Genomic DNA, 26,602 nt, shown 5'->3' on the forward strand with positions numbered 1-26,602 from the left:
CCGGGAAGTTATCCCGGCGTTTGTTTACTCTTCGGTGCTCTGCTCTGTGGCATTGGTACCGCTTGGTTTACGGCGTTTACCTATGTTCTTGGCATCGCGGTGGCGTTTCTTCACGCGTGGTTTTTCTTTATCTTTCTCTTTTTGCTCAGCACGTTTAGCCAGCACCTTCTTCGATGGCTTACCGGTCATCTTCTCGCTTGGCGGGCGAGTCACCGGACGCAGCGTATCAATCACGCGGGCTTTCAGCGGTTCTTCAACGTAACGACCGATTTTCATCAGCAGCACGTAGTCATGAGCCTCAACCAGCGAGATTGCGGTACCTTTACGACCCGCGCGGCCCGTACGGCCGATACGGTGCAGGTAGGTGTCTCCGCTGCGCGGCATATCAAAGTTGATAACGTGGCTGACATCAGGAATATCGATACCACGGGCCGCAACGTCGGTAGCAACCAGCACGTTAACACGGCCTTCAGTCAGACGCTTGATACCCTCGGTACGCTTAACCTGCGCCATCTCGCCTTCAAGATAGCAGTTGTTAATACCGACTGAACGCAGTTTATCTGCCAACTCATGCACACGCTCACGCTTACGCACAAACACGATAGTACGGGTCGCATCTTCCTGCTTTAGCAGATGCTCAAGCAGTTTGAATTTATGGTCGAAGTCATCGGCGCGGTAGTACCACTGATGAATCTTCTTACGCTCGCGGGTGGACGGATCGGCAGACACTTCTACCGGATCTTCCAGCAGACGCTCAGCGAAATCTTTAATCGCATCGCCTTCCAGCGTTGCGGAGAACAGCAACGTCTGTTTACGCCAACGGGTTTCACCGGCGATATGCTCGATATCCTGAGCAAAGCCCAGATCCAGCATGCGGTCCGCTTCGTCGAGGATCAGCGTCTCAACGGAACGGCAGTCGAAGTTCTCTTCTTTAATGTATTGCATCAAACGACCGGTGGTCGCGACAACAATATCCTGGTTTTCGCTGAACACTTCAGCGTGGTTCATATACGCCACACCGCCGGTGATGGTCGCGATGTCCAGGTGAGTATTTTTTGCCAGCTCGCGGGCATGATCGGCGACCTGCATCGCCAGTTCACGCGTAGGCGTGAGGATCAAAATTCGCGGCGGGCCGGATTTTTTGCGCGGGAAGTCGAGCAGGTGCTGCAACGCAGGCAGCAAATACGCCGCTGTTTTACCGGTGCCGGTTGGCGCAGAACCAAGAACGTCACGTCCTTCGAGCGCAGGCGGAATAGCGGCAGCCTGGATGGCAGTTGGGCGCGTAAAGCCTTTGCTCTGGAGGGCTTCCAGCAGGCTTTCGTCAAGTTCAAGTTCGGAAAAAGTCGTTACAGTCATGATTACCTCTGTGTGAGGCGGTGATTATAGACGTTACGGCTTTAATCTTCATCTGTTTGTATGGCTATCTGTTCTCGGGTATTGTTCATAACCGAAATATTCTCTCGTTTCATCGGCAAGGTCGCATATGACGTCTGATTCTAAATCCGTGCTGCGCCGCAACGGATTTACCTTTAAAAAATTTTTTGTGGCTCACGATCGCTGTGCGATGAAGGTCGGTACCGATGGCATTTTACTGGGCGCCTGGTCACCGATTGCTCGCGTTAATCGAGTGCTTGATATTGGCACCGGGAGCGGGCTGCTGGCGTTAATGCTGGCGCAGCGCACTGACGATAGCGTCAGTATCGATGCCGTTGAGCTCGATGTTGAGGCGGCGGAGCAGGCGCGGGAAAACGTCGCCGAGTCTCCCTGGGCTGCAAGAATTCACATCCATACGGCGGATATTCAGCAGTGGGTCGCAGGCCTGACGACGCGCTATAACCTCATTGTCAGCAATCCGCCGTATTACGAGCAGGGCGTTGAGTGCGCGACGCCACAGCGTGAGCAGGCGCGATACACCACTACGCTCGATCATCAAGCGCTGCTGGCCTGTGCTGCCGATGCTATCACCGAAGACGGCTTCTTTTGTGTTGTATTGCCGGAAAATATCGGCCAGACCTTTACCACCCAAGCGTTGTCGATGGGTTGGCATCTGCGCCTGCGTACCGACGTGGCGGAAACAGAAATACGCCTGCCGCATCGGGTGCTGCTGGCGTTCTCGCCGAAAGAAGGGGAGTACTTTAGCGACAGGCTGGTGATTCGTGGGCCAGAGCAGCAGTACTCTGAAGGCTACACTGCGCTGACCCAGGCATTCTATTTATTTATGTGAGTTAGCGGCGAGAGCACCGACGGGCCGGATTCAGCTAATAGTTCTGGATAATCCAGGGTGTAATGCAGGCCCCGGCTCTCTTTACGCATCATGGCGCAGCGTACAATCAGCTCCGCGACCTGTACCAGGTTACGGAGCTCCAGCAGATTGTTCGATACGCGGAAGCGGGAATAGTATTCGTCCAGCTCCTGTTGCAGCATGGTAATACGGCGCAGCGCGCGCTCCAGACGTTTGGTGGTGCGCACAATGCCGACGTAGTCCCACATAAACAGGCGCAATTCGTGCCAGTTGTGCTGAATGACTACCAGTTCATCCGAGTTTTCTACCCGGCTTTCATCCCAGGCAGGCAATTTTTCCGTCTGGCGAGCATAAGGCATTCGTTTATGAATATCCTCGGCGGCCGACCAACCGTAGACCAGGCATTCCAGCAGTGAGTTTGACGCCATGCGGTTTGCCCCGTGCAGGCCGGTATAGCTAACTTCGCCAATCGCGTATAGCCCGTCAACATCAGTACGTCCGTAGTCGTCGACCATTACACCGCCGCAGGTATAGTGCGCCGCCGGAACAATCGGTACCGGCTCTTTGGTGAGATCGATCCCCAGGCCTAACAATTTTTCATAAATCATCGGGAAGTGCTGGCGGACAAAGGCTTCTGGCTTGTGGCTGATATCCAGATACATGCAATCGACGCCGAGACGCTTCATCTCGTGGTCAATCGCGCGGGCCACGATATCACGAGGCGCCAGTTCGCCACGCTCGTCGAAATCAGGCATAAAGCGGCTACCGTCCGGGCGTTTCAGATGCGCGCCTTCGCCACGCAGGGCTTCGGTGAGCAGGAAATTGCGCGCCTGCGGATGATAGAGTGCAGTAGGGTGGAATTGGTTGAACTCAAGGTTGGCGACCCGGCATCCCGCGCGCCAGGCCATGGCAATGCCGTCGCCTGAGGAGATATCCGGGTTAGTGGTGTACTGATAGACCTTCGATGCGCCGCCGGTTGCCAGCACCACCGATTTCGCCGCGCAGGTCTCAACCTTCTCTTTATTACGATCCCAGATCCACGCGCCGACTACGCGACGGGTGCCCGGTAAACCGATTTTATCGGAGACAATCAGATCGACTGCGTTGCTGCGTTCAAGGACACGGATATTCGGATGATTAAGCGCTTTGCTCACCAGCGTATTTTCAACTTCTCGCCCGGTGGCATCGGCGGCATGCAGAATTCGCCGATGGCTGTGACCACCTTCGCGCGTTAAATGGTAACTCTCTTCCCCGTTGGGCTGTACCTGTGTGTCAAACAACACGCCCTGATCGATAAGCCACTGCACGCAGGTTTTGGCATTGCTGGCGACAAACGACACGGCCTGGCGATCGCAAATTCCAGCACCGGCAATCAGCGTATCCTCGATATGCGAGTCAATGCTGTCGGTCTCATCGAACACGGCGGCAATCCCGCCCTGGGCATAGAACGTTGAGCCTTCGCTAATCGGGCCTTTGCTTAACACGATAACCGAACTGTGTTCAGCGAGGCGCAGCGCCAGCGACAGACCGGCAGCACCGCTACCGATGATCAGGACATCACAAGAAAGTTCTGGAAGTGAGTTCATTAGCTTTGTTTAATTTACTAAACACGGTAATCGCAGAGTAGCACTATAAAAGCGACCTGTGCAGGAATTTTTTGCACTAAAGTTGTAATGACTAAACATTTGCCATGCAGGGGAGAATCTGGCGGTGGAGCGAAATAAGAGGAAAGCTACGTTCGGTGGCAGCTATTTATGGTGAAATAAAGGCCGGGTTACGTTACTCTGCACTGGATTTGCGTTTTTATTTCGCAACTTACGTATCGATGTGCATCGGCAGACTTATAATGACAGACAATGAAACGTCTGCTGCTAAACAAAAAACAAAGCGTAACGGAACTTTACGAAAATCGGACACTCTAAGCTTCTGCTTGCTCATAATGCAGTGGTGGAGTGGCATTCTGATTACGCATGGGAATAGGGTTTGGGGAGACATTACCTCGGATGAGCGAGCAGTTAACGGACCAGGTCCTGGTTGAACGGGTCCAAAAAGGAGATCAGAAAGCTTTTAACCTGCTGGTGGTACGCTATCAGCATAAGGTTGCAAGCCTGGTCTCCCGCTATGTGCCATCTGGCGATGTGCCGGATGTCGTACAAGAGTCTTTTATAAAGGCCTATCGAGCGCTGGATTCTTTCCGGGGAGATAGTGCTTTCTATACCTGGCTGTATCGTATTGCAGTGAATACGGCCAAAAATTACCTGGTTGCTCAGGGGCGTCGCCCGCCGTCTAGTGATGTTGACGCGAGTGAGGCTGAAAACTTTGAAAGCGGCGGCGCTTTGAAAGAAATTTCGAACCCTGAGAACTTAATGTTGTCAGAAGAACTGAGACAGATTGTTTTTCGCACCATTGACGCGCTTCCGGAAGATTTACGCATGGCGATTACCCTGCGGGAGCTCGATGGCCTAAGCTATGAAGAGATAGCAGCTATCATGGATTGTCCGGTCGGTACGGTTCGTTCACGTATCTTCCGTGCGCGAGAAGCTATCGATAATAAAGTTCAACCGCTTATCAGGCGTTGACGGAAGCGGGATACTGGAAAAGGTATTAGGCATGCAGAAAGAACAACTTTCCGCCTTAATGGATGGTGAAACGCTGGATAACGAGCTGCTGACTGAATTGTCACGCTCGTCAGAGTTGCAAGAAACCTGGGAGAGCTATCACCTCATTCGTGATTCGCTGCGAGGCGACACGGCTGATGTGCTTCACTTTGATATCTCTTCTCGCGTCATGGCCGCCATCGAAAATGAGCCCGTTCGTCAAACGACAACTCCGCTCATTCTTGAAGCCCAGCCAGCGCCGCATCAATGGCAAAAAATGCCGTTCTGGAATAAAGTCCGTCCGTGGGCCAGTTCGCTCACCCAAATGGGTGTGGCGGCGTGTGTATCGCTCGCTGTTATTGTTGGCGTTCAACACTACAATGGGCAATCGGATACATCTCAACCTGAGTCGCCGGTGTTTAATACTCTGCCGATGATGGGTAAAGCCAGCCCGGTGAGTCTGGGTGTTCCTTCGGATGCTTCCGCAGGTTCTACCGGCCAACAGCAGGTTCAGGAACAGCGTCGCCGTATTAATGCTATGCTGCAGGATTACGAATTGCAGCGTCGCTTGCATTCAGAACAGCTTCAGTTTGAGCAGGCACAAACTCAGCAGGCTGCTGTTCAGGTGCCGGGCTATCAAACTCTAGGAACGCAATCGCAGTAATGAAGCAACTTTGGTGTGCCATGTCACTTATGGCTGGTAGCCTGTTCTTCTGTGCAAACGCCTCGGCAGATGTATCGTCCGGGGCGTTGTTGCAGCAGATGAATCTGGCCAGTCAGTCACTCAACTACGAGCTGTCGTTTGTCAGCATTAATAAATCAGGCGTCGAATCACTACGCTATCGTCACGCGCGTCTTAACGGGCAGCCGCTTGCACAACTGTTGCAAATGGATGGTCCGCGTCGCGAAGTGGTACAGCGTGGTAGCGAAATCAGCTATTTTGAACCCGGCCTTGATCCATTTACGCTGAACGGCGACTACATCGTCGACTCTCTGCCTTCGCTGGTCTATACCGACTTTAAACGTCTGGCTCCCTACTACGATTTTATCTCTGTCGGGCGTACCCGTATTGCCGATCGTTTATGTGAGGTGATCCGCGTTGTGGCGCGAGATGGTACCCGCTACAGCTACATCGTCTGGCTGGATTCGGAAAGCAAACTGCCGATGCGCGTCGACCTGCTCGATCGCGATGGGGAAACCCTGGAACAGTTCCGCGTGATTGCCTTTAATGTCGGTGATAGCGTTGATAGCAGCATGGATAAACTGGCGAAAGCCAGCTTGCCTCCGCTGCTGTCTGTGCCTGTGGGCACTAAGGTGAACTTCAACTGGTCGCCAACATGGTTGCCGCAGGGCTTCAGCGAAGTCTCCAGCAGTCGTCGTACCCTACCAACCATTGAAACGGCAATCGAATCACGCCTCTTCTCCGATGGCCTGTTCAGCTTCTCAATCAACATCAGTCGGGCGACTTCGAACAGCAGCGAGCAGCTGCTGCGCACCGGTCGCCGTACGGTGAGTACCTCCGTGCGTAACCAGGCAGAAATCACCATCGTTGGTGAACTGCCACCGTCAACGGCGAAGCGCATTGCCGATAGTATTAGCTTTAAGGGTGCGCAATGATTAAAGAGTGGGCTACCGTTATCGCATGGGATAACGGCATGGCGCAGGTGAGCTGCGACGTCAAAACTTCATGCAATAGCTGCTCGTCACGTGCCGGTTGTGGGACTCGGGTCCTGAACAAACTGGGGCCACAAACCAGTCACACCATCACGGTTCCCTGCGCTGAGCCGCTGGTTGTCGGGCAGAAAGTGGAGCTGGGTATTACTGAAAGCAGCCTGCTTGGTTCCGCGATGCTGGTGTATATGTCGCCGCTGCTCGGGCTGTTTGTTGTGGCGACGCTGTTTCAGGTCCTGTTCGGCTCAGATATCGCCGCGCTGTCTGGCGCGATATTGGGCGGCGTTGGGGGCTTTTTGATTGCCAAAGGTCTCTCGCCTCGTCTGGCGGCACGGGAAACATGGCAACCCATCATCCTAAGCGTTGGGCTCCCCCCAGACCTGATACGTACCGTATCTTCTTCCGAAATGAGCCAGTGATTACACTGGCTTTATTATTTTTAGAACACTCCTCGCAGGAAGCGCTATGCTTGGCGGGAAGAGCATTTCCTGGTTACGCGGTTGTAGTGTAGAATGCGGCGTTTTCGAACGACACAAACGTCAGGCTCCGTACCGCGGCCTCAAAGTATTCGTAAGGCATAAATATATTAATATATGAAGAATATACGTAACTTCTCCATCATTGCACATATCGACCACGGTAAATCAACGCTGTCTGACCGTATTATTCAGATTTGCGGTGGCCTTTCCGATCGTGAAATGGAAGCGCAGGTTCTGGATTCAATGGATCTGGAACGCGAACGTGGCATTACTATTAAAGCACAGAGCGTGACGCTGGATTTCAAAGCGTCCGATGGGGAAACCTATCAGCTTAACTTTATCGACACCCCAGGCCACGTTGACTTCTCTTATGAAGTTTCACGTTCTCTGGCTGCCTGCGAAGGCGCACTGCTGGTGGTTGACGCCGGGCAGGGCGTAGAAGCGCAGACGCTGGCGAACTGCTATACCGCGCTGGAAATGGATCTGGAAGTGGTGCCGGTTCTGAACAAAATCGACCTGCCGGCCGCCGATCCTGAGCGCGTAGCGGAAGAGATTGAAGACATTGTCGGTATTGATGCCACCGATGCAGTACGCTGCTCGGCGAAAACCGGCATTGGTGTGACCGACGTTCTGGAACGTCTGGTGCGCGATATTCCGGCGCCGGAAGGCGATCCAGAAGGTCCGCTGCAAGCGCTGATCATCGACTCCTGGTTCGATAACTACCTGGGCGTGGTCTCGCTGGTGCGTATTAAAAACGGCACCATGCGTAAAGGCGACAAAATCAAAGTGATGAGCACCGGCCAGGTCTACAACGCAGACCGTCTGGGCATCTTTACGCCAAAACAGGTTGACCGTACCCAGTTGAACTGCGGCGAGGTAGGTTGGCTGGTTTGTGCGATTAAAGACATTCTGGGCGCACCGGTCGGCGATACGCTGACGCAGGCGCGTAACCCGGCTGACAAAGCGCTGCCTGGCTTTAAAAAGGTGAAACCGCAGGTTTATGCCGGTCTGTTCCCGGTAAGCTCCGACGATTACGAAAACTTCCGTGATGCGTTAGGCAAGCTGAGCCTGAACGATGCTTCTCTGTTCTATGAGCCAGAAAGCTCCACCGCGCTGGGCTTCGGCTTCCGCTGTGGCTTCCTGGGTCTGCTGCACATGGAGATCATTCAGGAACGTCTGGAACGTGAGTACGATCTGGATCTGATAACCACCGCGCCAACCGTAGTGTATGAAGTGGAAACCACCGGCAAAGAGACTATCTATGTTGATAGCCCATCTAAGCTGCCGCCGCTGAATAACATCTACGAACTGCGTGAGCCGATTGCCGAGTGTCATATGCTGCTGCCGCAGGCGTACCTGGGCAACGTCATTACCCTGTGCATCGAGAAACGTGGCGTACAGACCAACATGGTTTACCACGGTAATCAGGTTGCGCTGACCTATGAAATTCCGATGGCGGAAGTGGTGCTCGACTTCTTCGACCGTCTGAAGTCTACTTCTCGCGGCTATGCGTCGCTGGACTACAACTTCAAACGTTTCCAGGCGTCTGACATGGTGCGTGTTGATGTCCTCATCAACAACGACCGCGTTGATGCGCTGGCGCTGATCACTCACCGTGATAACTCGCAGAGCCGTGGTCGTGATCTGGTTGAGAAGATGAAAGAACTCATCCCTCGCCAGCAGTTTGATATCGCGATTCAGGCGGCCATTGGTACGCACATCATTGCGCGTTCAACGGTTAAGCAGCTGCGTAAAAACGTTCTGGCGAAATGCTACGGTGGCGATATCAGCCGTAAGAAAAAGCTGCTGCAAAAACAGAAAGATGGTAAGAAGCGTATGAAGCAGATCGGTAACGTCGAACTGCCGCAGGAAGCTTTCCTCGCCATTCTGCATGTCGGTAAAGACAGCAAATAATCTTAAGGAGTTGGCATGGCGAACATGTTTGCCCTGATTCTGGTGATTGCCACACTGGTCACGGGCGTGTTGTGGTGCATTGATAAATTTATCTTTGCACCTAAACGACGGGAACGTCAGGCTGCTGCGCAGGCGGCAACTGACGATTCGCTGGATAAAAAGACGCTGAAAAAAGTGGGCCCGAAGCCGGGCTGGCTTGAAACGGGAGCATCGGTTTTCCCGGTGCTGGCGATCGTGCTGATTGTGCGCTCATTTATCTATGAGCCGTTCCAGATTCCGTCTGGTTCGATGATGCCAACCCTGCTGATCGGTGACTTTATCCTGGTGGAGAAATTTGCCTACGGGATTAAAGACCCTATCTATCAGAAAACGATTATTGAAACCGGCCATCCAAAGCGCGGCGACATCGTGGTATTCAAGTATCCGGAAGATCCGCGTCTTGATTACATCAAGCGCACCGTGGGCCTGCCGGGTGACAAAGTGACCTACGATCCAGTAGCGAAGCAGGTCACGATTCAACCAGGATGCAGTTCCGGCCAGGCGTGTGGTAATGCGCTGCCAGTGACCTATTCCAACGTTGAACCGAGCGATTTCGTACAGACGTTCTCCCGCAGCAACGGTGGCGAGGCGACCAGCGGCTTCTTTGAAGTCCCGCAGGGTGAAAGCAAAGAGAACGGCGTTCGTCTGGCGCAGCGTCAGGAAACTCTCGGTGAGGTTAATCACCGGATCCTGACCGTGCCAATTGCCCAGGACCAGGCTGGGATGTATTACCACCAGTCCGGTCTGCCGCTGGCCACCTGGATCGTTCCGCCGGGACATTACTTCATGATGGGCGACAACCGCGACAACAGCGCGGATAGCCGTTACTGGGGCTTTGTGCCGGAAGCGAACCTGGTGGGTAAAGCAACCGCCATCTGGATGAGCTTTGAAAAACAAGAGGGTCAATGGCCAACCGGCGTGCGTTTAAGCCGCATCGGTGGGATCCATTAATTCACTGCCAGACTTCACGCGGCAGCCAAATTACTGCCGCGTGAATTATTTAATGTTTTAATCCATTCAAACTAACGACATCCATTGTCGTTGCGTATAGAATATCCCCCCGAAGTTTGGATGTCTCTGACCGGGAGACACGGCACACGAAACCGCATTGGTTTTCCTCAGGTCTGTTTCGTGTGCTGCATTGTTGACGCATTCATTTATTTGGTATCGCATGAACCCCATCGTAATTAATCGGCTTCAACGGAAGCTGGGCTACACTTTTATTCATCAGGAGCTGTTGCAACAGGCGTTAACGCACCGTAGCGCTAGCAGCAAACACAACGAACGCTTAGAGTTTCTGGGTGATTCGATTCTAAGCTACGTGATCGCCAACGCGCTCTACCACCGCTTCCCTCGCGTGGACGAAGGCGACATGAGCCGGATGCGCGCGACGCTGGTTCGTGGAAATACGCTGGCGGAAATCGCCCGTGAATTTGAACTGGGCGAATGCTTGCGCTTAGGGCCGGGTGAATTGAAAAGCGGCGGTTTCCGTCGGGAATCCATTCTGGCGGATACGGTTGAAGCATTGATTGGCGGGGTGTTCCTCGACAGCGATATTCAAAACGTTGAACGACTGATCCTCTCCTGGTATCAGACCCGTCTGGACGAAATTAGTCCTGGCGATAAGCAAAAAGATCCTAAAACGCGCTTGCAGGAATATCTGCAAGGCCGCCATTTACCGCTGCCATCTTATCTGGTGGTGCAGGTACGTGGGGAAGCACACGATCAAGAATTTACTATCCACTGCCAGGTTAGCGGCCTGAGTGAACCGGTGGTTGGCACAGGTTCTAGCCGTCGCAAGGCGGAACAGGCTGCCGCCGAAGAGGCGCTGAAAAAGCTGGAGCTGGAATGAGCGAAGAAAAAAACTACTGCGGATTTATTGCCATCGTCGGTCGTCCGAACGTTGGCAAATCAACCTTACTGAATAAGCTGCTCGGGCAGAAGATTTCCATCACTTCCCGAAAAGCGCAGACCACGCGCCACCGTATTGTTGGTATCCATACCGAAGGGGCCTATCAGGCGATTTACGTCGATACCCCGGGCCTGCATATGGAAGAAAAGCGCGCGATTAACCGTCTGATGAACAAAGCGGCGAGCAGCTCTATCGGTGACGTTGAGCTGATCATTTTCGTGGTCGAAGGCACCCGCTGGACGCCTGACGACGAAATGGTGCTCAATAAACTGCGCGGCGGTAAAGCGCCGGTCATCCTGGCGGTGAACAAAGTCGATAACGTGCAGGAAAAAGCGGATCTCTTGCCGCACCTGCAGTTCCTCGGCAGTCAGATGGACTTCCTCGACATTGTCCCTATCTCGGCTGAGAGCGGACTGAATGTGGACACCGTTGCTGGTATCGTGCGTAAGCACCTGCCGGAAGCTATCCACCACTTCCCGGAAGATTACATCACCGACCGTTCACAGCGCTTTATGGCGTCTGAAATCATCCGTGAAAAACTGATGCGTTTCCTGGGCGCAGAGCTGCCGTATTCAGTGACCGTAGAAATCGAACGCTTCGTCTCTAACGAGCGCGGTGGTTATGATGTCAACGGCCTGATTCTGGTTGAGCGTGAAGGGCAGAAGAAGATGGTCATTGGTAACAAAGGTTCCAAGATCAAAACCATCGGTATTGAAGCCCGTAAGGACATGCAGGATATGTTCGAAGCGCCTGTTCACCTGGAACTGTGGGTGAAAGTGAAATCAGGCTGGGCCGATGACGAACGCGCACTGCGCAGTCTCGGTTACACCGACGATCTCTGAGTAAACTACTCTATGGCTTTCTGGTTGCAGGAAGGCGGCAAGACTGAGAATCCCCTGGAGCTTACTTCAGTAAGTGACTGGGGTGAACAGGTGCAGCCAACGCACCTGCAGCCTGAAAGACGACGAGTATGATGGAGGGCTGGCAGCGCGCTTTTGTCCTGCATAGTCGTCCCTGGAGCGAAACCAGCCTTATGCTGGACGTCTTCACGGAAGAATCGGGTCGCGTGCGCCTTGTAGCTAAAGGCGCACGTTCCAAACGTTCCAACCTGAAAGGTGCCCTTCAGCCCTTTACCCCCCTGTTAGTTCGCTTTGGCGGACGCGGCGAAGTCAAAACGCTGCGTAGCGCAGAAGCTGTCTCTCTGGCGCTACCGTTAAGCGGCATCACGCTCTATAGCGGCCTGTACGTCAACGAACTGGTCTCCCGCGTGCTTGAACATGAAACCCGGTTCTCTGAACTCTTCTTCGACTATTTGCACTGCATCCAGGCGCTGGCTGGCGCGACAGGCTCACCTGAACCGGCGCTGCGTCGTTTCGAGCTGGCGCTGCTGGGCCATCTGGGTTACGGGGTTGATTTCCTGCACTGTGCCGGGAGTGGCGATGAGGTCGATGACACCATGACCTACCGCTATCGTGAAGAAAAGGGCTTTATCGCCAGTATTGTGATTGATAACAACACCTTTACCGGACGGCACCTAAAGGCGCTGGCGAACCGGGATTTTCCTGATGTCGATGTACTGCGTGCCGCGAAACGCTTTACCCGTATGGCGCTAAAGCCGTATCTTGGTGGGAAACCGTTAAAAAGCCGCGAATTGTTCCGCCAGTTTGTCCCGAAGCGGTAGCCGATATTGCGCTCGCCCCGCTTTCTCTCTCGCCATTTTGGGCAGAGGGCGGGGTGAGGGAAAAAGAACGTTAAAATTATAAACACGAGGATTGTCATGGCTGAATTACTGTTAGGCGTCAATATTGACCACATTGCCACCCTGCGTAACGCGCGCGGCACCGCCTATCCGGACCCGGTACAGGCGGCATTTATTGCCGAGCAGGCCGGTGCCGATGGCATCACCGTGCATTTACGCGAAGACCGTCGCCATATTACCGATCGCGACGTGCGCATTCTGCGTCAGACGCTGGATACCCGTATGAACCTGGAAATGGCGGTGACGGAAGAGATGCTGACGATCGCCTGCGAAACCAAACCGCATTTCTGCTGCCTGGTGCCAGAGAAACGCCAGGAAGTGACCACCGAAGGCGGTCTGGACGTTGCCGGTCAGTTCGATAAAATGCGCGACGCCTGCAAACGTCTGGCGGATGCCGGTATCCTGGTTTCACTGTTTATCGATGCTGACAACGCACAGATTAAAGCCGCCGCTGATGTCGGCGCGCCATATATCGAAATCCATACCGGCTGCTATGCCGACGCGACGACCGACGCTGAACAGGCTAAAGAGCTGGAACGCATCGCCAAAGCAGCTACCTACGCGGCAAGCCTTGGCCTGAAGGTCAATGCCGGGCATGGCCTGACGTATCACAATGTGAAAGCCGTTGCCGCGCTGCCGGAAATGCACGAGCTGAACATTGGCCACGCGATTATTGGTCGCGCGGTGATGACCGGCCTGAAAGAGGCGGTAGCCGAGATGAAACGCCTGATGCTGGAAGCACGCGGCTAATGGCTATTTTAGGGTTAGGTACCGACATCGTCGAAATCGCCCGTATTGAAGGAGTGATCGCCCGTAGCGGCGATCGCCTCGCTCGCCGTGTGTTGAGCGATAATGAATGGGCTATCTGGGAGACGCATCAGCAGCCGGTGCGTTTTCTGGCGAAACGCTTTGCGGTCAAAGAGGCGGCGTCAAAAGCGATGGGCACCGGTATTCGTAATGGGCTGGCGTTCAATCAGTTTGAAGTTTACAACGATGAGCTGGGCAAACCGAAGCTGCGGTTATGGGGTGAAGCAAAACTGTTGGCGGAGCGGATGGGGGTTGCGAATATACACGTGACGCTCGCCGATGAACGCCACTATGCTTGTGCCACGGTGATTGTTGAAAGCTAAATTTTGTCCGCGTGGTGCATCTGGACAAACTTGTCCCACAGCCGTTCTTCGCTTTCCAGATGTGCCGGATCCTTTAAAATGGTATACGGGATCGGGCACACTTTCTGACAGGTTGGCGTGTCGTAATGGCCGATGCATTCGGTGCAACGATCGCTGTTGATCTCATAGATACTATCACCCATCGAAATGGCCTCATTCGGACATTCCGGTTCGCACATATCGCAGTTGATACATTTTTTGGTGATTAACAGCGCCATCAGGAAATTCTCAGAAACATAATAAACAGGGCGGCATTATACGCTCATTCTCCTTCTGGGCCACGTTTTTATTGGTTTTACGTATGTTTTTCAACCGATTTAAATTTCAATTTAATGAAATTTAACGACATTATTACGTCGTTACACTTTCCAATCGCTTTATATTAACATTTAAATGTACTTATTAAGTTGTAGCGCGATAATAACCTTAATAAAGATAATTATATTCCCCTGGCTTATAAATGTAATTAGAGTTATTTATCCGTCTAATAAAACTTCATTTTCGTTAAATGCTTTGTATTGTTTTTCATGTTTTATTACAGCTGTATTCTTTATCGATACCTGAAGAAATATTTCCCTGGGAAGGATTCTAAAACGGAGGTAATCATGGAAGTTCACGGTGAAAGACTTATTACGTTAAAAGCATTAATTGTTCATAATAGTACTAGTCATGTCAGCGTCGTTAACGACTCGATAACGACACTAATTAACGAGATGAATAGTAAAGGTATCACTACTGTACTTGCAGATTCTGCGGATGGTGCTGCAGCGGTGATACATAATGACGCAACAATTGAATTGGTTATACTTGATTGGGTAATAAGTGAAGATGAGCAGCATAATGAATCTGCCAAAAAGGTGATTGAATCCTTACGCAGTAAAAGTCAGATGGTGCCATTATTTTTATTACTTGATAATCGACAAGGCGAAAATCTTACGCATGAGATTATGCGGGAGACAGATGAATTAATATGGATTCAGGAAGATACGCCATTTTTTCTCGCCGGGAGAGCGCATTCCGCAATTTTATCTTATCGACAAAAAACAGTGCCCCCATTAACGCGTGCTATTTTTGAGTTTGCTCAAAAATACGAATATTCGTGGCATACATCTGGTCATGCGGGAGGAACGGCATTTATGAAATCTGCCGTTGGGCGAGCCTTCCATGATTATTTCGGTGAAAATTTGTTGCGTTCGGACCTTTCTATTTCGGTGGGTGAACTGGGGTCGTTGCTGGATCACAGCGGGCCGATCGGGGAGAGTGAAAAATTCTGCGCCAAAGTTTTCGGCGCGGATAGAGCCTATACGGTCACGAATGGTTCATCGATGTCCAACCGCGTCATCATGATGTCCTCGGTAGCACGTGGCGATTATGCTTTATGTGACCGTAATGCGCACAAGTCAACGGAGCAGGCGCTAACAATGACCGGCGTGGTGCCAACCTATTTAATGCCGTCACGTAATTACCTTGGCATTATCGGTCCGGTTTATGCCAGGACGCTGAGCGCATATGAAGTCAAAAAAGCCATCGCCTGCAACCCACTCGCGACGGATAAAAAACAGAAACCACTACACGCGATAATCACTAACTCGACCTATGATGGCCTGACCTATCATGTGCCGACGGTAGTCAAACAGCTTGATGCTAGCGTAGATCGTATCCATTTTGACGAAGCCTGGTACGGTTACGCACGGTTCAATCCGCTGTATGCCGAACGTTTTGGCATGTATGGCGAAGCGGAGGATTATCCGAAAAACCTACCGACCATTTTCACAACTACCTCCACGCACAAACTGCTGGCTGCACTTTCTCAGGCCTCACTTATCGGCGTTCGAGATGGGCGTAACCCTGTGCCGCACTCCCGCTTCAACGAATCTTACATGATGCATGCATCGACCTCGCCGCTCTATCCAATCATCATGGCGAACGAAGTTTCTGCGGAAATGATGCGCGGGCAGAGCGGAAAGTACCTGACGACAGAGTCGATTACTGAAGCGGTACGTTTTCGTAAAGCCGTTAGACGTATTCGCCGTGAATTGCAGGATAACCAGGACTGGTTTTTCTCCACCTGGAACGCGGATTTTGTTACCGATCCTGACTCAGGAAAAACCGTTTCCTTTGAAGATGCGCCGCTTAGTCTGCTGGTAAACGATCCGCGTTGCTGGGAGCTGCGGGCAGATGATAAATGGCACGGTTTTCAGGGGATTGAAGACGGTTACTGCATGCTCGACCCGATAAAAGTGTCGGTCGTGATGCCCGGCATGGCGATCGATGGGTCGCTAGAGGCAATGGGGATACCCGCGGTGCTGGTGACCGCGTTTCTTAGTCAGCGCGGTATCCAGGTAGAGAAAACCACCGATTTCACAATCTTGTTCCTCTTCTCACTTGGAATTACCAAAGGTAAATATGGCACGCTGCTAAACGCCTTGCTGAAGTTTAAAGATGCTTATGATGCCAACGTCCCTGTCGAACAGTTGCTGTATACCCAGGAGAGTGATTGCCCGGCAGTTTACAAAGGCAAGGGGCTGAAAACCCTGGCGGATGAAATGTTTACCTTCTTTAAAGATACTGGGTTAACTCACGTCCAGGCAGAGGCATTTACCACACTTCCTGAACCGGTAATGACCCCGGCGGATGCTTACGTCAAATTAGTGCATAACGACATTGAAACCGTAAGTGTAGATAACCTGTACAACTGTATTCTCGCTACCGGCGTTGTGCCTTATCCGCCTGGAATACCGATGCTGATGCCTGGGGAGAGCGCCGGTGGGAAAGGTAGCCCTTACATACGTTATTTAAAAATTCTGCAGCAGTGGGATCAGCGTTTCCCTGGCTTTGCTCATGATATTCATGGCGTAGAAAATGAAAATGGCATTTATTACGTCCAGTGCCTGAAAACCAGCAAGTAACGCACGTTAATCCTTTTAATGGGAAAATATTATGGCAATTAAAAAAATGAGCGTTACGCAGTTAACAATGCTGACTGCGATAAATATGCTGGGCTCGGGAATTATTTTACTACCAGCTAAGCTCGCGCAGGTAGGCAATATTTCCATTGTATCGTGGCTGGTGACTGCCACCGGGTCAATGGCGTTGGCTTGGGCCTTTGCTTGCTGCGGGACCATGAGTAATAAACCCGGGGGGATGGGCGGTTATGCAGAATATGCTTTCGGGAAAGCCGGAAACTATATTGCCAATTACACCTATGGTGTAGCAATTGTGATAGGCAATGTGGCTATCGCCATTACGGCTGTAGGCTATATTATCGGCCTGTTTCATATTAATCCCAATCCGTTACAGATTGGTCTGATGACGATAGTGTTATTGTGGATAACGACATTCGCCAATTTCGGTGGGGCAAGTATCACCGGTAAAATTGGTGGAATTACGGTGTGGGGCGTGATTGCACCCGTGGTAGTGGTGTGTACCGTTGGCTGGTTCTGGTTTAAACCCGAAATCTATGCAGCCGGCTGGAACCCGCATAACAGTTCACTGTTTGGCGCCGCAGGCTCTTCGGTTGCGGTTACTCTGTGGGCGTTTTTAGGGCTGGAGTCCGCCTGTGCCAATAGCGATGCGGTGGATAACCCGCAGAAAAACGTTCCAATTGCGGTACTGTTCGGCACTCTCGGCTCGGCAATTATCTACATTGTCTCAACCAACGTCATTGGCGGCATCATTCCTAACCTGGAACTTGCTCACTCCAGCGCGCCTTTTGGCCTCGCATTCGCCACCATGTTTACCCCGGTTGTGGGGAATATCGTGACGGGCTTGATGATTATCGCCTGCATCGGCTCCCTGTTGGGTTGGCAGTTCACTACAGCGCAGGTCTTTAAGAGTTCCGCCGATGTTGGTTACTTTGTGAAGATATTTGCGAAGTGCAATAAGCATGGCACGCCCATCGCGGGGATGCTTATTTTGCTGGTGATACAGACGGTTCTGAGTTGGTTTTCTATTCCCGCAAGTCCGGATGGCACGCGCTATGGCTGGGCTCACCACCAGGTATCCAGCAACGTTGGTGTTTCCGACCAGTTCTCGGCGGTGGTGGATTTATCGGTGGTGACCAATCTTATCCCTTATATTTTGTCGATGGCGGCACTGGTAACCATCCAGGCAATCAATAAAGTACCGAAACATCGGGCACTTATTAATAACGCCATCGCGGGCGTAGGGGCGGCTTACAGCTACTTCGCGCTCATGAACTCTGGTGATAAGGCGTTGATGTATGGCGGCGTGGCAACCATTCTGGGGTTCACCTTATTTGGTGCCGTCAGCGCGAGGTTTGTGAAAGGCGAACAGGTGGCACATCCGGACCGCGTTATTACCGGTGAAGAAGACGTGCCGGCTATTCCCTGGAAAGAGGAATAATCCTGAACGGGTCGAACTCGGCCCGTTCAAACCAGTTTTTTCACCAGCGCTTCGCTGTGGCGAATACGTTCCGGTGCGTTTTCCAGATCTTGTTGCACCAGCCCCATAAACAACAGGTCGGTTAACATCATCTGGGCGCTGGTTGAAGAGATGGCGGCGCTGCGCGTGGCCTGCTCTTCGGCGATGGTATACAGGCAGTGTGTCGCCCGCTGCTGGAGGGCATTCGGCGAAAACCCGGTAATCGCCAGCACTTTCCCTCCGACTCGCAGCGTTTCATCAGCGGCAAGATTAATTTCCCGGCGGGCGCCGGAATAGGAGATAGCCAGCAGCAAATCGTCCTTAGTCATTGCCTGAACGGAAGCCAACAGGGCGTGCATATCCTGCTCGCAAACGGCATTAACGCCGATTTTCATCAGCTTCCAGCTAAAATTACGCGCCACCAGTCCAGATGCGCCAATGCCGGTGAGAATAATGCGCCGCGCACTGCGCAGCAGCGTTACGGTTTCCACCAGCTTGTCTTCGCTATTCACGTCGAGCGACGCGTGCATGGCGGCCACGTTGTCTTTTATTAACTTCTCGCCCACCAGACGCAGCGGATCGTCGCCACAAATCTGGTTATGCACCGGCACCGAGTGCGGATTGACGCTACTGGCCATCGCCTCACTGAGCGCGAGTTTTAGCGCGGGGAAGCCTTTAAACCCGAGCTTTTGGGCAAACTTGACCACGCTTGACTGGCTGACGCCGGCCTGGCTTGCCAGCTGCTGTGAACTTAAGTGACGCGCCTGATCCGGCTGTGCCAGAATAAAATCCGCCAGCTTTCTATCGCTTTGCGCCAGTTGAAGATAACGCTGGCGAATACTGATTAAACAATTCATAAGAACCTCACGGGCACAATGACCACTGTGTACCGAAGCACCACTCTGCTCGTTTGAAAGAATTATGTATTCTATTATAACCAGATACAGCGAATTAAATATTCCGTGTACCGGCAAAACTCAACTCTTTTCACCCGAATCTTTGTTGAAGGCCCGTTTGGCGAAAGCGGGTGGGGGATCTGTTAATCTATTGCCTGGACTGATACCGAATAACAGGAGTCTCATTTGACTAGCCATTCCCGCCGCGTGGTGTTCTTTGACCTTGATGGCACGCTGCACCAGCAGGATCTGTTTGGCGCATTCATTCGCTATCTACTGCGCCGTCTGCCGCTCAATGGGCTGCTGGTTGTGCCACTGTTGCCTATTATCGGTGCTGCAATGCTGATAAAAGGACGCGCGGCACGCTGGCCGATGAGTGTGCTGCTTTGGGGTTGTACGTTTGCCCGCCGGGAAGCGACGTTAAACACGCTGGAAGAGAATTTTATCGACTGGTTTCGCGCTACGGTGACGCCATTTCCCGTGGTGCAGCAGCGCTTAGACAGCTACCTGAGCCGTGAGGATGCCGATGTCTGGCTGATTACCGGCTCGCCGCAGACGCTGGTCGAACGTGCCTACGTCGATGTACCGTGGATGGCCCGGGTGAACCTGATTGGCAGCCAGATGCAGCGTGGGTTCGGTGGCCGCGTGTTATCAGTCCGCTGCCTGGGGCATGAGAAAGTGGTACAACTGGAGCAACGTCTTGGCGCACCGCTACGTTTATATAGCGGATACAGCGACAGCAAGCAGGATAACCCGCTACTCTTTTTCTGTGAGCATCGCTGGCGGGTGACGCCGCGCGGTGAGCTTGAACAGCTGGAATAAGCGGGCGCTGCGCTTTGGCGGATTTTGTGTATAATGCGCGGCGTTTTATCATCTGGAGTCTTCACGTTGTCCGACATTGAACTAAACCATGAATACTGGATGCGCCATGCGCTCATGCTGGCCAAACGCGCCTGGGAAGAGGGCGAGGTGCCGGTGGGTGCGGTATTGGTACATAACAACCAGGTGATTGGTGAGGGCTGGAACCGTCCGATTGGCCGCCATGACCCAACCGCGCATGCGGAAATCATGGCACTGCGTCAGGGCGGTTTGGTGTTGCAAAACTATCGTCTGATTGATACCACGCTGTATGTGACGCTGGAACCCTGCGTGATGTGCGCCGGGGCGATGGTCCACAGCCGGATTGGGCATCTGGTGTTTGGCGCCCGCGATGCGAAAACCGGTGCGGCGGGGTCATTAATCGACGTGCTGCATCACCCTGGAATGAATCACCGGATTGAATTTACCGAAGGGGTGCTGGCCGACGAGTGTTCTGGCATGCTGAGCGATTTTTTCCGCTACCGTCGTCAGCAGCAAAAAACGCTGAAGCAGGCCACGAAAGCGAATCCCCCCGCGGCCCAATAGCTTATTTTTTATGCCGTGACATTAAAAACGACACCGCGTCGTTTTGATTCGGTGACGGTATAAATGAGAACAGGCTGTAGTGATTCCGATTTAGCTCATCTGCGGATACCGCCGGATAAGCCTGCGCTATCGCCATCTCATCCGTTGCCTTCTTCTCTTTTTCCTGCAAATAACCGACCAGGCTAATCTGATACTTACGGATATTTTCGACGTAGGTGTAGGCCTCGTGCCCGCGCGCATAGCCGTAGGTTAGCTTGCTGTACCATGGCTTCTGGCTTAGTAGCGGCAGGCGCTGTTTAACGTCAGCCCAGCTGTCCGGATTGCCTTTTTGCTTGGCGGTAAGCGCCCGGGCGTCAAGCATATGAGCGTAGCCCATGTTATAAGCCGCCAGTGCAAACCAGATCCGCTCTTCCTGCGGAACGCTCTCCGGCACTTTGGTCATCATATCCTGGATATAGCGCATGCCGCCGCTAATGCTCTGCTCAGTGTCGGTACGGTCGCTCAGTCCCAGGCTCTGGGCGGTATTTCGGGTCAGCATCATCAACCCGCGTACCCCGGTGGGTGAGGTGGCTAGCGGGTCCCAATGAGACTCCTGATAAGAGATGGCGGCCAGCAGCTTCCAGTCTATTTCGCTGGCGTACTTTTCAAATAACGGCCGCAGATCGGGCAGCACGTTATCCACTGCGCGCAGGAACGTGCGGGTATCGACATAGTCAAAATCGTCGCCATGCCCGAGATACTTCTCCTCCAGGCGAGCGAGGGTACCGTCTTCATTCATATTATTGAAGAAGTCGAGCATCGCCGCAGAGAGCGTATTGTCATCGTCCTGAAGGCTAAACCAGGTGACCGGCTGCTCGTCGGTGATATCCAGCGCCACCGCCAGTTCCGGGTGTACGCGCTGGAACAGACCGATGGCGACCGAGTCGGCAATGGTGTAGTCCAGCTTACCGTCGATCACCGCCTGCATCAGATCTACCGAACCGCGTTTTTCATCAACGGTCCATGAGAGGTCGGGGTACTTCGTTTCTTTTAAGCTTTGCAGATCGCTAATCACCACCTGACCCGGCGCTACGGTGAGCTTATCGGCGGTGACGTTGCTCAGATTACGCGGGCGCGTGTTTCCGACACGGTAAACCATCTGCTGCGAAACGGAGTAATAGGTGGGGCCGGGCTGATAGTTTTTGCTCCGCTCGCTGTTATAGACCAGCCCTGCGGCCAGCATATCGGCGTTGCCGTGATCGAGGTCATCGAAAAGCTGGCTGATGTTCTGGCGTACGGTAATTTTCAGCTTCACGCCAAGGTAGTCAGCAAACTGCTGAGCCAGCTCGTAGTCGAGGCCGATATCTTTATCATTAAAGGTGCTATAGGTCAGCGGCGAGAGCACGGTACTGACGCGCAGCTCCCCCCGCTCTTTGATCGCGGCGATTCGGTTTTCTGGTTTGCCAAACCAGGGAATAGATGGCCACAGGGCCGCTGCCAGCAACAGCGTCACAACGCCGATGAGCAGGTAATTAATCTTTAGTTTTTTCAAATAGTTAATTCGCTGAGATGTTAAAAGTTATCCCTGACGACACTAAGGTTTGCTACAGATTGAGCGGCATTTTGCTTAACATTACGCCAGTTGGCAACTGATTCGAGAAGTGAGTCACATCTATTGGTAAAGCGCGGCAATGATTTTATTTCGACGCAAACGGTTTCGTCAGGGCGCAGGATTCTCTATAATAGCGCCCGTTCTCCCCCATTGCGCACACTGAAAGCTGAGAAGACGAGAGACTTATGATGGAAATTCTGCGTGGTTCGCCTGCACTGTCTGCATTTCGCATTAACAAGCTGCTGACGCGTTTTCAGGCAGCCAACCTCCCGGTAAGCAATATTTACGCCGAGTATGTCCATTTTGCTGACCTGGAAGCGCCGCTGACCGAAGAAGAGCGGGCCCGACTTGAGCGACTGTTGCAGTATGGCCCAAATCTCAACAGCCATACGCCTACCGGCAAACTGCTGCTCGTCACTCCCCGCCCTGGCACTATCTCCCCCTGGTCTTCGAAAGCTACCGACATCGCTCACAACTGTGGCCTGCCGCAGGTTCTGCGTCTGGAACGCGGCGTGGCGTACTATATTGATGCCGCGAGTCTGACCGCTGAACAAGTGAATGCCGTCGCCGCAGAACTGCACGACCGTATGATGGAGTGCGTATTTGCCTCCCTGCAGGACGCGGAAAAACTGTTTGCTCATCATCAACCGGCACCGGTTGCCAGCGTTGATTTGCTGGGGCAGGGGCGTCAGGCGCTGATTGATGCCAACATCCGTCTTGGCCTGGCGCTGGCCGATGATGAAATCGACTATCTGCAGGACGCATTTAGCAAACTGGGGCGCAACCCGAACGACATCGAACTGTATATGTTCGCCCAGGCGAACTCCGAGCACTGTCGCCACAAAATCTTCAACGCCGACTGGATTATCGATGGTAAAAAACAGCCGAAGTCGCTGTTTAAAATGATTAAAAATACCTTCGAAACCACGCCGGAACATGTGCTGTCAGCCTATAAAGATAACGCCGCGGTGATGGAAGGTTCTGAGGTTGGCCGCTACTTTGCCGACTATGCAACTGGCCGCTACGATTTCCATCAGGAGCCAGCGCATATTCTGATGAAGGTCGAAACTCACAACCACCCGACGGCGATCTCTCCGTGGCCGGGTGCTGCAACCGGCTCCGGCGGTGAAATCCGCGATGAAGGCGCAACCGGACGCGGTGCGAAGCCAAAAGCGGGGCTGGTGGGCTTCTCGGTATCTAACCTGCGTATCCCAGGCTTTGAACAGCCGTGGGAAGAAGATTTCGGTAAACCGGATCGTATCGTTACCGCACTGGATATCATGACCGATGGCCCGCTGGGCGGCGCTGCGTTTAACAACGAATTTGGTCGTCCGGCGCTGACCGGCTACTTCCGTACCTACGAAGAGAAGGTTAACAGCCACAACGGCGAAGAGCTGCGCGGTTACCATAAGCCGGTGATGCTGGCCGGTGGGATCGGCAACATTCGCGCCGATCACGTGCAGAAAGGCGAGATCGTTGTCGGTGCAAAACTGATCGTCCTCGGCGGCCCGGCAATGAACATCGGTCTGGGCGGCGGCGCGGCTTCTTCCATGGCCTCCGGCCAGTCTGATGCCGACCTTGATTTTGCTTCCGTACAGCGCGATAACCCAGAAATGGAACGCCGTTGCCAGGAAGTTATCGACCGTTGCTGGCAGTTGGGGGATGCGAACCCAATTCTGTTTATCCATGATGTCGGCGCGGGCGGCTTGTCTAACGCCATGCCGGAACTGGTAAGCGATGGTGGACGCGGTGGTAAATTCGAACTGCGTGACATTCTTAGCGATGAACCAGGCATGAGCCCGCTGGAAATCTGGTGTAACGAATCCCAGGAGCGCTACGTGCTGGCGGTCGCTGCTGACCAGTTGCCGCTGTTTGAAGAGCTGTGTAAACGCGAGCGCGCGCCTTATGCGGTTATCGGCGAAGCCACCGAAGAACAGCATCTGACCATGAATGACCGTCATTTCGACAATCAACCTATCGATCTGCCACTCGACGTGCTGCTAGGCAAAACGCCGAAAATGACCCGTGACGTCCAGACGCTGAAGGCGAAAGGTGAAGCGCTGGCGCGGGAAAATATCTCCCTGGCCGATGCGGTAAACCGCGTGCTGCACCTGCCAACGGTGGCCGAGAAAACCTTCCTCGTGACCATCGGCGACCGTACTGTTACCGGTATGGTTGCACGCGATCAGATGGTTGGCCCATGGCAGATCCCGGTGGCGAACTGCGCTGTGACCACCGCTAGCCTCGATAGCTACTACGGTGAAGCGATGGCGCTTGGCGAACGTGCGCCGGTGGCGCTGCTGGACTTCGCCGCCTCCGCTCGCCTGGCGGTGGGTGAAGCGCTGACCAACATTGCCGCCACGCAGATTGGCGATATCAAACAGATCAAACTCTCCGCTAACTGGATGTCTGCTGCCGGCCATCCGGGTGAAGACGCCGGTCTTTATGAAGCGGTGAAAGCCATTGGTGAAGAGCTGTGTCCTGAACTGGGCCTGACAATTCCGGTGGGCAAAGACTCCATGTCGATGAAAACCCGCTGGCAGGAAGGCAATGAACAGCGCGAGATGACTTCGCCGCTGTCGCTGGTGATTACTGCCTTTGCTCGCGTGGAAGATGTGCGTCATACCATCACCCCGCAGCTGGTAACGGAAGATAACGCCCTGCTGCTTATCGATCTCGGCAAAGGCCACAATACGCTGGGGGCGACTGCGCTGGCGCAGGTTTATCGTCAACTGGGCGACAAGCCTGCCGACGTCCGCGACGTTGCGCAGCTGAAAGGCTTCTACGATGCCATTCAGGCGCTGGTTGCCGCGCGTAAATTGCTGGCGTATCACGACCGTTCCGATGGCGGCCTGCTGGTGACTCTGGCAGAGATGGCGTTTGCCGGGCACTGCGGTGTTGAAGCTGATATCGCGACCTTAGGCGACGACCGTCTGGCGGCGCTGTTTACTGAAGAACTGGGCGCGGTGATTCAGGTTCGTGCCTCCGACCGTGAAGCGGTAGAAGCGATTCTGGCGGCTAATGGTCTGGCTGACTGCGTACATTACCTTGGTCAGGCAGTTGCAGGCGACCGTTTCACCCTGACGGCCAACGGCCAGCCGGTGTTCAGTGAAAGCCGTTCCCAGCTGCGCATGTGGTGGGCAGAAACCACCTGGCAGATGCAGCGTCTGCGCGATAACCCGGAATGTGCCGACCAGGAACATAACGCAAAAGCGAACGATAACGATCCGGGCCTCAACGTGAAGCTCACTTTCGATATCGATGCCGATATAGCAGCACCGTACATTGCTACCGGTGCGCGTCCTAAAGTGGCCGTACTGCGTGAGCAGGGCGTGAACTCCCATGTAGAGATGGCGGCGGCCTTCCATCGTGCGGGCTTTGACGCCATTGACGTCCACATGAGCGATCTGCTGGCCGGTCGTCTCGGTCTTGACGCTTTCGACGCGCTGGTTGCCTGTGGCGGCTTCTCTTACGGTGACGTGTTAGGGGCGGGCGAAGGCTGGGCGAAATCCATTCTGTTCAACAATCGCGTTCGTGACGAATTTGCTACCTTCTTCCACCGTCCGCAGACGCTGGCGCTGGGCGTTTGTAACGGCTGCCAGATGATGTCTAACTTGCGTGAGTTGATCCCGGGCAGCGACCTGTGGCCGCGCTTCGTGCGTAACCACTCCGACCGCTTTGAAGCGCGCTTTAGCCTGGTTGAAGTAGCCAGCAGCCCATCTCTGCTGCTGCAGGGGATGGAAGGTTCGCGTATGCCAATCGCCGTTTCTCACGGTGAAGGCCACGTAGAAGTCCGCGATGGCGCTCATCTGGCGGCGCTGGAAAGCAAAGGCCTGGTGGCGCTGCGCTTCGTCGATAACTTCGGCAAGGTCACTGAGACCTACCCGGCCAACCCAAATGGCTCGCCAAACGGCATTACCGCAGTCACTAACGAAAGCGGTCGCGTCACCATTATGATGCCGCACCCTGAGCGTGTATTCCGTTCAGTGGCGAACTCCTGGCACCCGGAAAACTGGGGTGAGGACAGCCCGTGGATGCGTATTTTCCGCAACGCGCGTAAACAGCTCGGCTAAGGTTGTCGTACCATAAGATCAGGCCCCTCCTTGTGAGGGGCTTTTTTATTGGTTTCTGAAAATTGCCGGGCTTATCCTCCAGGTCTCTCCGCTGTGTCGGGAAACCCCGACATTGAGGGTATCGCACTGTCGTTAAATGGAGACATTTAATTTATTGATTTTAAATGGTTTTATTTTGTAGCCCTATGAGTGTTGCTAATTAGCGACAGGGTGGTTAAAAAACGCCCAAAACACCACCGTGCCTTTTTGGGTATATTTCTTATATTTATCATTGTGTTAATTTATTGTTTTGTATTGTGGCACGCATCGTGCATAATATTAATCAGTGGCTCATTCACCTCCTTATGTCAGCCCCTTCGGGACGTGCTACATAAACTTCGAATGACGCACAACAAGGTGCCTGCCGTCCAGCAACTGATAACAGCTCTGCTTTATCAATCATCGGGCGAAACGTTGAGTTAGGCACCGCCTTA

The 26,602-nt window shown here is 53.3% G+C and carries 22 protein-coding genes; 17 read left to right on the forward strand and 5 right to left on the reverse strand.

All coding sequences use genetic code 11. From position 1 onward, the window contains the following. Positions 1-24: 24 nt before the first annotated feature. Positions 25-1,356, reverse strand: a complete 1,332-nt coding sequence (srmB, locus tag ABOC97_RS02255; protein WP_234508088.1) for an ATP-dependent RNA helicase SrmB — start codon at positions 1,354-1,356, stop codon at positions 25-27. A 127-nt stretch (positions 1,357-1,483) separates the two neighbouring features. On the opposite strand from srmB, the gene trmN reads away from it, so the two are divergent. Next, complete coding sequence (trmN, locus tag ABOC97_RS02260; RefSeq protein WP_349593587.1) at positions 1,484-2,224, forward strand: tRNA(1)(Val) (adenine(37)-N(6))-methyltransferase TrmN; 741 nt, start codon at positions 1,484-1,486, stop codon at positions 2,222-2,224. On the opposite strand, the gene nadB is transcribed toward trmN, so the two are convergent. After that, positions 2,209-3,828 (reverse strand): L-aspartate oxidase, encoded by a 1,620-nt coding sequence (nadB, locus tag ABOC97_RS02265; protein ID WP_234508092.1) that lies wholly within the window; start codon positions 3,826-3,828, stop codon positions 2,209-2,211. The genes trmN and nadB overlap by 16 nt on opposite strands. A gap of 417 nt (positions 3,829-4,245) precedes the next feature. Between nadB and rpoE the strand changes: the two genes are divergently transcribed. The 11 genes from rpoE to acpS all read left to right on the forward strand — a co-directional run bounded on the left by rpoE (position 4,246) and on the right by acpS (position 13,743). Beyond that, the gene (gene rpoE / locus ABOC97_RS02270; RefSeq protein WP_052282240.1) at positions 4,246-4,821 is read left to right on the forward strand and encodes an RNA polymerase sigma factor RpoE; all 576 of its coding nucleotides are present in this window, start codon (positions 4,246-4,248) and stop codon (positions 4,819-4,821) included. 31 nt (positions 4,822-4,852) lie between these two features. Continuing rightward, positions 4,853-5,503, forward strand: coding sequence for an anti-sigma-E factor RseA (rseA, locus tag ABOC97_RS02275; RefSeq protein WP_349593591.1), 651 nt, complete (start codon positions 4,853-4,855; stop codon positions 5,501-5,503). Further along, positions 5,503-6,456 (forward strand): sigma-E factor regulatory protein RseB, encoded by a 954-nt coding sequence (rseB, locus tag ABOC97_RS02280; protein ID WP_234508096.1) that lies wholly within the window; start codon positions 5,503-5,505, stop codon positions 6,454-6,456. Before rseA ends, rseB begins: the two co-directional genes overlap by 1 nt. Further along, on the forward strand, positions 6,453-6,929 hold the full coding sequence (rseC, locus tag ABOC97_RS02285; RefSeq protein WP_349593594.1) for a SoxR-reducing system protein RseC: 477 nt from the start codon (positions 6,453-6,455) through the stop codon (positions 6,927-6,929). The genes rseB and rseC overlap by 4 nt, the downstream gene beginning before the upstream one ends. Positions 6,930-7,103: 174 nt before the next feature. Then, positions 7,104-8,903 carry a translation elongation factor 4 gene (gene lepA, locus ABOC97_RS02290; protein ID WP_349593597.1) on the forward strand — a complete coding sequence of 600 codons (1,800 nt, stop codon included), beginning with the start codon at positions 7,104-7,106 and terminating at the stop codon, positions 8,901-8,903. A 15-nt stretch (positions 8,904-8,918) separates the two neighbouring features. Beyond that, positions 8,919-9,893 (forward strand): signal peptidase I, encoded by a 975-nt coding sequence (gene lepB, locus ABOC97_RS02295; RefSeq protein ID WP_234502438.1) that lies wholly within the window; start codon positions 8,919-8,921, stop codon positions 9,891-9,893. 220 nt (positions 9,894-10,113) lie between these two features. Continuing rightward, a complete protein-coding gene (rnc, locus tag ABOC97_RS02300) occupies positions 10,114-10,794 on the forward strand; it encodes a ribonuclease III (protein WP_052282246.1) in 681 nt (226 codons plus the stop codon). Then, complete coding sequence (era, locus tag ABOC97_RS02305) at positions 10,791-11,696, forward strand: GTPase Era (protein ID WP_234502437.1); 906 nt, start codon at positions 10,791-10,793, stop codon at positions 11,694-11,696. The genes rnc and era overlap by 4 nt, the downstream gene beginning before the upstream one ends. Before the next feature lie 131 nt (positions 11,697-11,827). Next, positions 11,828-12,535, forward strand: coding sequence for a DNA repair protein RecO (recO, locus tag ABOC97_RS02310; protein ID WP_349594319.1), 708 nt, complete (start codon positions 11,828-11,830; stop codon positions 12,533-12,535). A gap of 96 nt (positions 12,536-12,631) precedes the next feature. Continuing rightward, entirely contained in the window at positions 12,632-13,363 is a 732-nt protein-coding gene (gene pdxJ, locus ABOC97_RS02315) for a pyridoxine 5'-phosphate synthase (protein WP_349593605.1), read from the forward strand. Beyond that, positions 13,363-13,743 (forward strand): holo-ACP synthase, encoded by a 381-nt coding sequence (gene acpS / locus ABOC97_RS02320; RefSeq protein WP_349593608.1) that lies wholly within the window; start codon positions 13,363-13,365, stop codon positions 13,741-13,743. The genes pdxJ and acpS overlap by 1 nt, the downstream gene beginning before the upstream one ends. On the opposite strand, the gene ABOC97_RS02325 is transcribed toward acpS, so the two are convergent. Next, positions 13,740-14,000, reverse strand: coding sequence for a YfhL family 4Fe-4S dicluster ferredoxin (locus ABOC97_RS02325; protein WP_349593611.1), 261 nt, complete (start codon positions 13,998-14,000; stop codon positions 13,740-13,742). The genes acpS and ABOC97_RS02325 overlap by 4 nt on opposite strands. Positions 14,001-14,387: 387 nt before the next feature. Between ABOC97_RS02325 and ABOC97_RS02330 the strand changes: the two genes are divergently transcribed. Beyond that, entirely contained in the window at positions 14,388-16,691 is a 2,304-nt protein-coding gene (locus ABOC97_RS02330) for an Orn/Lys/Arg family decarboxylase (protein ID WP_349593614.1), read from the forward strand. Positions 16,692-16,722: 31 nt separating this feature from the next. Then, positions 16,723-18,147, forward strand: coding sequence for a putrescine-ornithine antiporter (gene potE, locus ABOC97_RS02335; RefSeq protein WP_349593617.1), 1,425 nt, complete (start codon positions 16,723-16,725; stop codon positions 18,145-18,147). Between the two features lie 26 nt (positions 18,148-18,173). On the opposite strand, the gene ABOC97_RS02340 is transcribed toward potE, so the two are convergent. Beyond that, complete coding sequence (locus ABOC97_RS02340) at positions 18,174-19,022, reverse strand: MurR/RpiR family transcriptional regulator (RefSeq protein ID WP_349593620.1); 849 nt, start codon at positions 19,020-19,022, stop codon at positions 18,174-18,176. A gap of 225 nt (positions 19,023-19,247) precedes the next feature. On the opposite strand from ABOC97_RS02340, the gene yfhb reads away from it, so the two are divergent. Further along, complete coding sequence (gene yfhb, locus ABOC97_RS02345; RefSeq protein ID WP_349593623.1) at positions 19,248-19,883, forward strand: phosphatidylglycerophosphatase C; 636 nt, start codon at positions 19,248-19,250, stop codon at positions 19,881-19,883. A 33-nt stretch (positions 19,884-19,916) separates the two neighbouring features. Next, on the forward strand, positions 19,917-20,465 hold the full coding sequence (gene tadA, locus ABOC97_RS02350; protein ID WP_349593626.1) for a tRNA adenosine(34) deaminase TadA: 549 nt from the start codon (positions 19,917-19,919) through the stop codon (positions 20,463-20,465). 1 nt (position 20,466) lies between these two features. Here tadA and mltF read toward each other — a convergent pair whose 3' ends face one another. Then, positions 20,467-21,996 carry a membrane-bound lytic murein transglycosylase MltF gene (mltF, locus tag ABOC97_RS02355; RefSeq protein ID WP_349593629.1) on the reverse strand — a complete coding sequence of 510 codons (1,530 nt, stop codon included), beginning with the start codon at positions 21,994-21,996 and terminating at the stop codon, positions 20,467-20,469. A gap of 245 nt (positions 21,997-22,241) precedes the next feature. Between mltF and purL the strand changes: the two genes are divergently transcribed. Beyond that, positions 22,242-26,129 (forward strand): phosphoribosylformylglycinamidine synthase, encoded by a 3,888-nt coding sequence (gene purL / locus ABOC97_RS02360; protein ID WP_349593632.1) that lies wholly within the window; start codon positions 22,242-22,244, stop codon positions 26,127-26,129. Positions 26,130-26,602 lie beyond the last annotated feature (473 nt).

This window comes from Kluyvera huaxiensis, from assembly GCF_040149365.1.
GTDB lineage: Bacteria > Pseudomonadota > Gammaproteobacteria > Enterobacterales > Enterobacteriaceae > Kluyvera > Kluyvera intermedia_A.

Bases quoted from the DNA above. Each gene is read 5' to 3' on its own strand.
- rnc (WP_052282246.1), top strand. From the start codon at position 10,114: ATGAACCCCATCGTAATTAATCGGCTTCAACGGAAGCTGGGCTACACT.
- lepB (WP_234502438.1), top strand. From the start codon at position 8,919: ATGGCGAACATGTTTGCCCTGATTCTGGTGATTGCCACACTGGTCACG.
- lepA (WP_349593597.1), top strand. From the start codon at position 7,104: ATGAAGAATATACGTAACTTCTCCATCATTGCACATATCGACCACGGT.
- recO (WP_349594319.1), top strand. From the start codon at position 11,828: ATGGAGGGCTGGCAGCGCGCTTTTGTCCTGCATAGTCGTCCCTGGAGC.
- rseB (WP_234508096.1), top strand. From the start codon at position 5,503: ATGAAGCAACTTTGGTGTGCCATGTCACTTATGGCTGGTAGCCTGTTC.
- acpS (WP_349593608.1), top strand. From the start codon at position 13,363: ATGGCTATTTTAGGGTTAGGTACCGACATCGTCGAAATCGCCCGTATT.
- srmB (WP_234508088.1), bottom strand. From the start codon at position 1,356: ATGACTGTAACGACTTTTTCCGAACTTGAACTTGACGAAAGCCTGCTG.
- era (WP_234502437.1), top strand. From the start codon at position 10,791: ATGAGCGAAGAAAAAAACTACTGCGGATTTATTGCCATCGTCGGTCGT.
- tadA (WP_349593626.1), top strand. From the start codon at position 19,917: ATGCGCGGCGTTTTATCATCTGGAGTCTTCACGTTGTCCGACATTGAA.
- rseC (WP_349593594.1), top strand. From the start codon at position 6,453: ATGATTAAAGAGTGGGCTACCGTTATCGCATGGGATAACGGCATGGCG.
- ABOC97_RS02330 (WP_349593614.1), top strand. From the start codon at position 14,388: ATGGAAGTTCACGGTGAAAGACTTATTACGTTAAAAGCATTAATTGTT.
- potE (WP_349593617.1), top strand. From the start codon at position 16,723: ATGGCAATTAAAAAAATGAGCGTTACGCAGTTAACAATGCTGACTGCG.
- ABOC97_RS02340 (WP_349593620.1), bottom strand. From the start codon at position 19,022: ATGAATTGTTTAATCAGTATTCGCCAGCGTTATCTTCAACTGGCGCAA.
- nadB (WP_234508092.1), bottom strand. From the start codon at position 3,828: ATGAACTCACTTCCAGAACTTTCTTGTGATGTCCTGATCATCGGTAGC.
- purL (WP_349593632.1), top strand. From the start codon at position 22,242: ATGATGGAAATTCTGCGTGGTTCGCCTGCACTGTCTGCATTTCGCATT.
- rpoE (WP_052282240.1), top strand. From the start codon at position 4,246: ATGAGCGAGCAGTTAACGGACCAGGTCCTGGTTGAACGGGTCCAAAAA.
- trmN (WP_349593587.1), top strand. From the start codon at position 1,484: ATGACGTCTGATTCTAAATCCGTGCTGCGCCGCAACGGATTTACCTTT.
- rseA (WP_349593591.1), top strand. From the start codon at position 4,853: ATGCAGAAAGAACAACTTTCCGCCTTAATGGATGGTGAAACGCTGGAT.
- ABOC97_RS02325 (WP_349593611.1), bottom strand. From the start codon at position 14,000: ATGGCGCTGTTAATCACCAAAAAATGTATCAACTGCGATATGTGCGAA.
- pdxJ (WP_349593605.1), top strand. From the start codon at position 12,632: ATGGCTGAATTACTGTTAGGCGTCAATATTGACCACATTGCCACCCTG.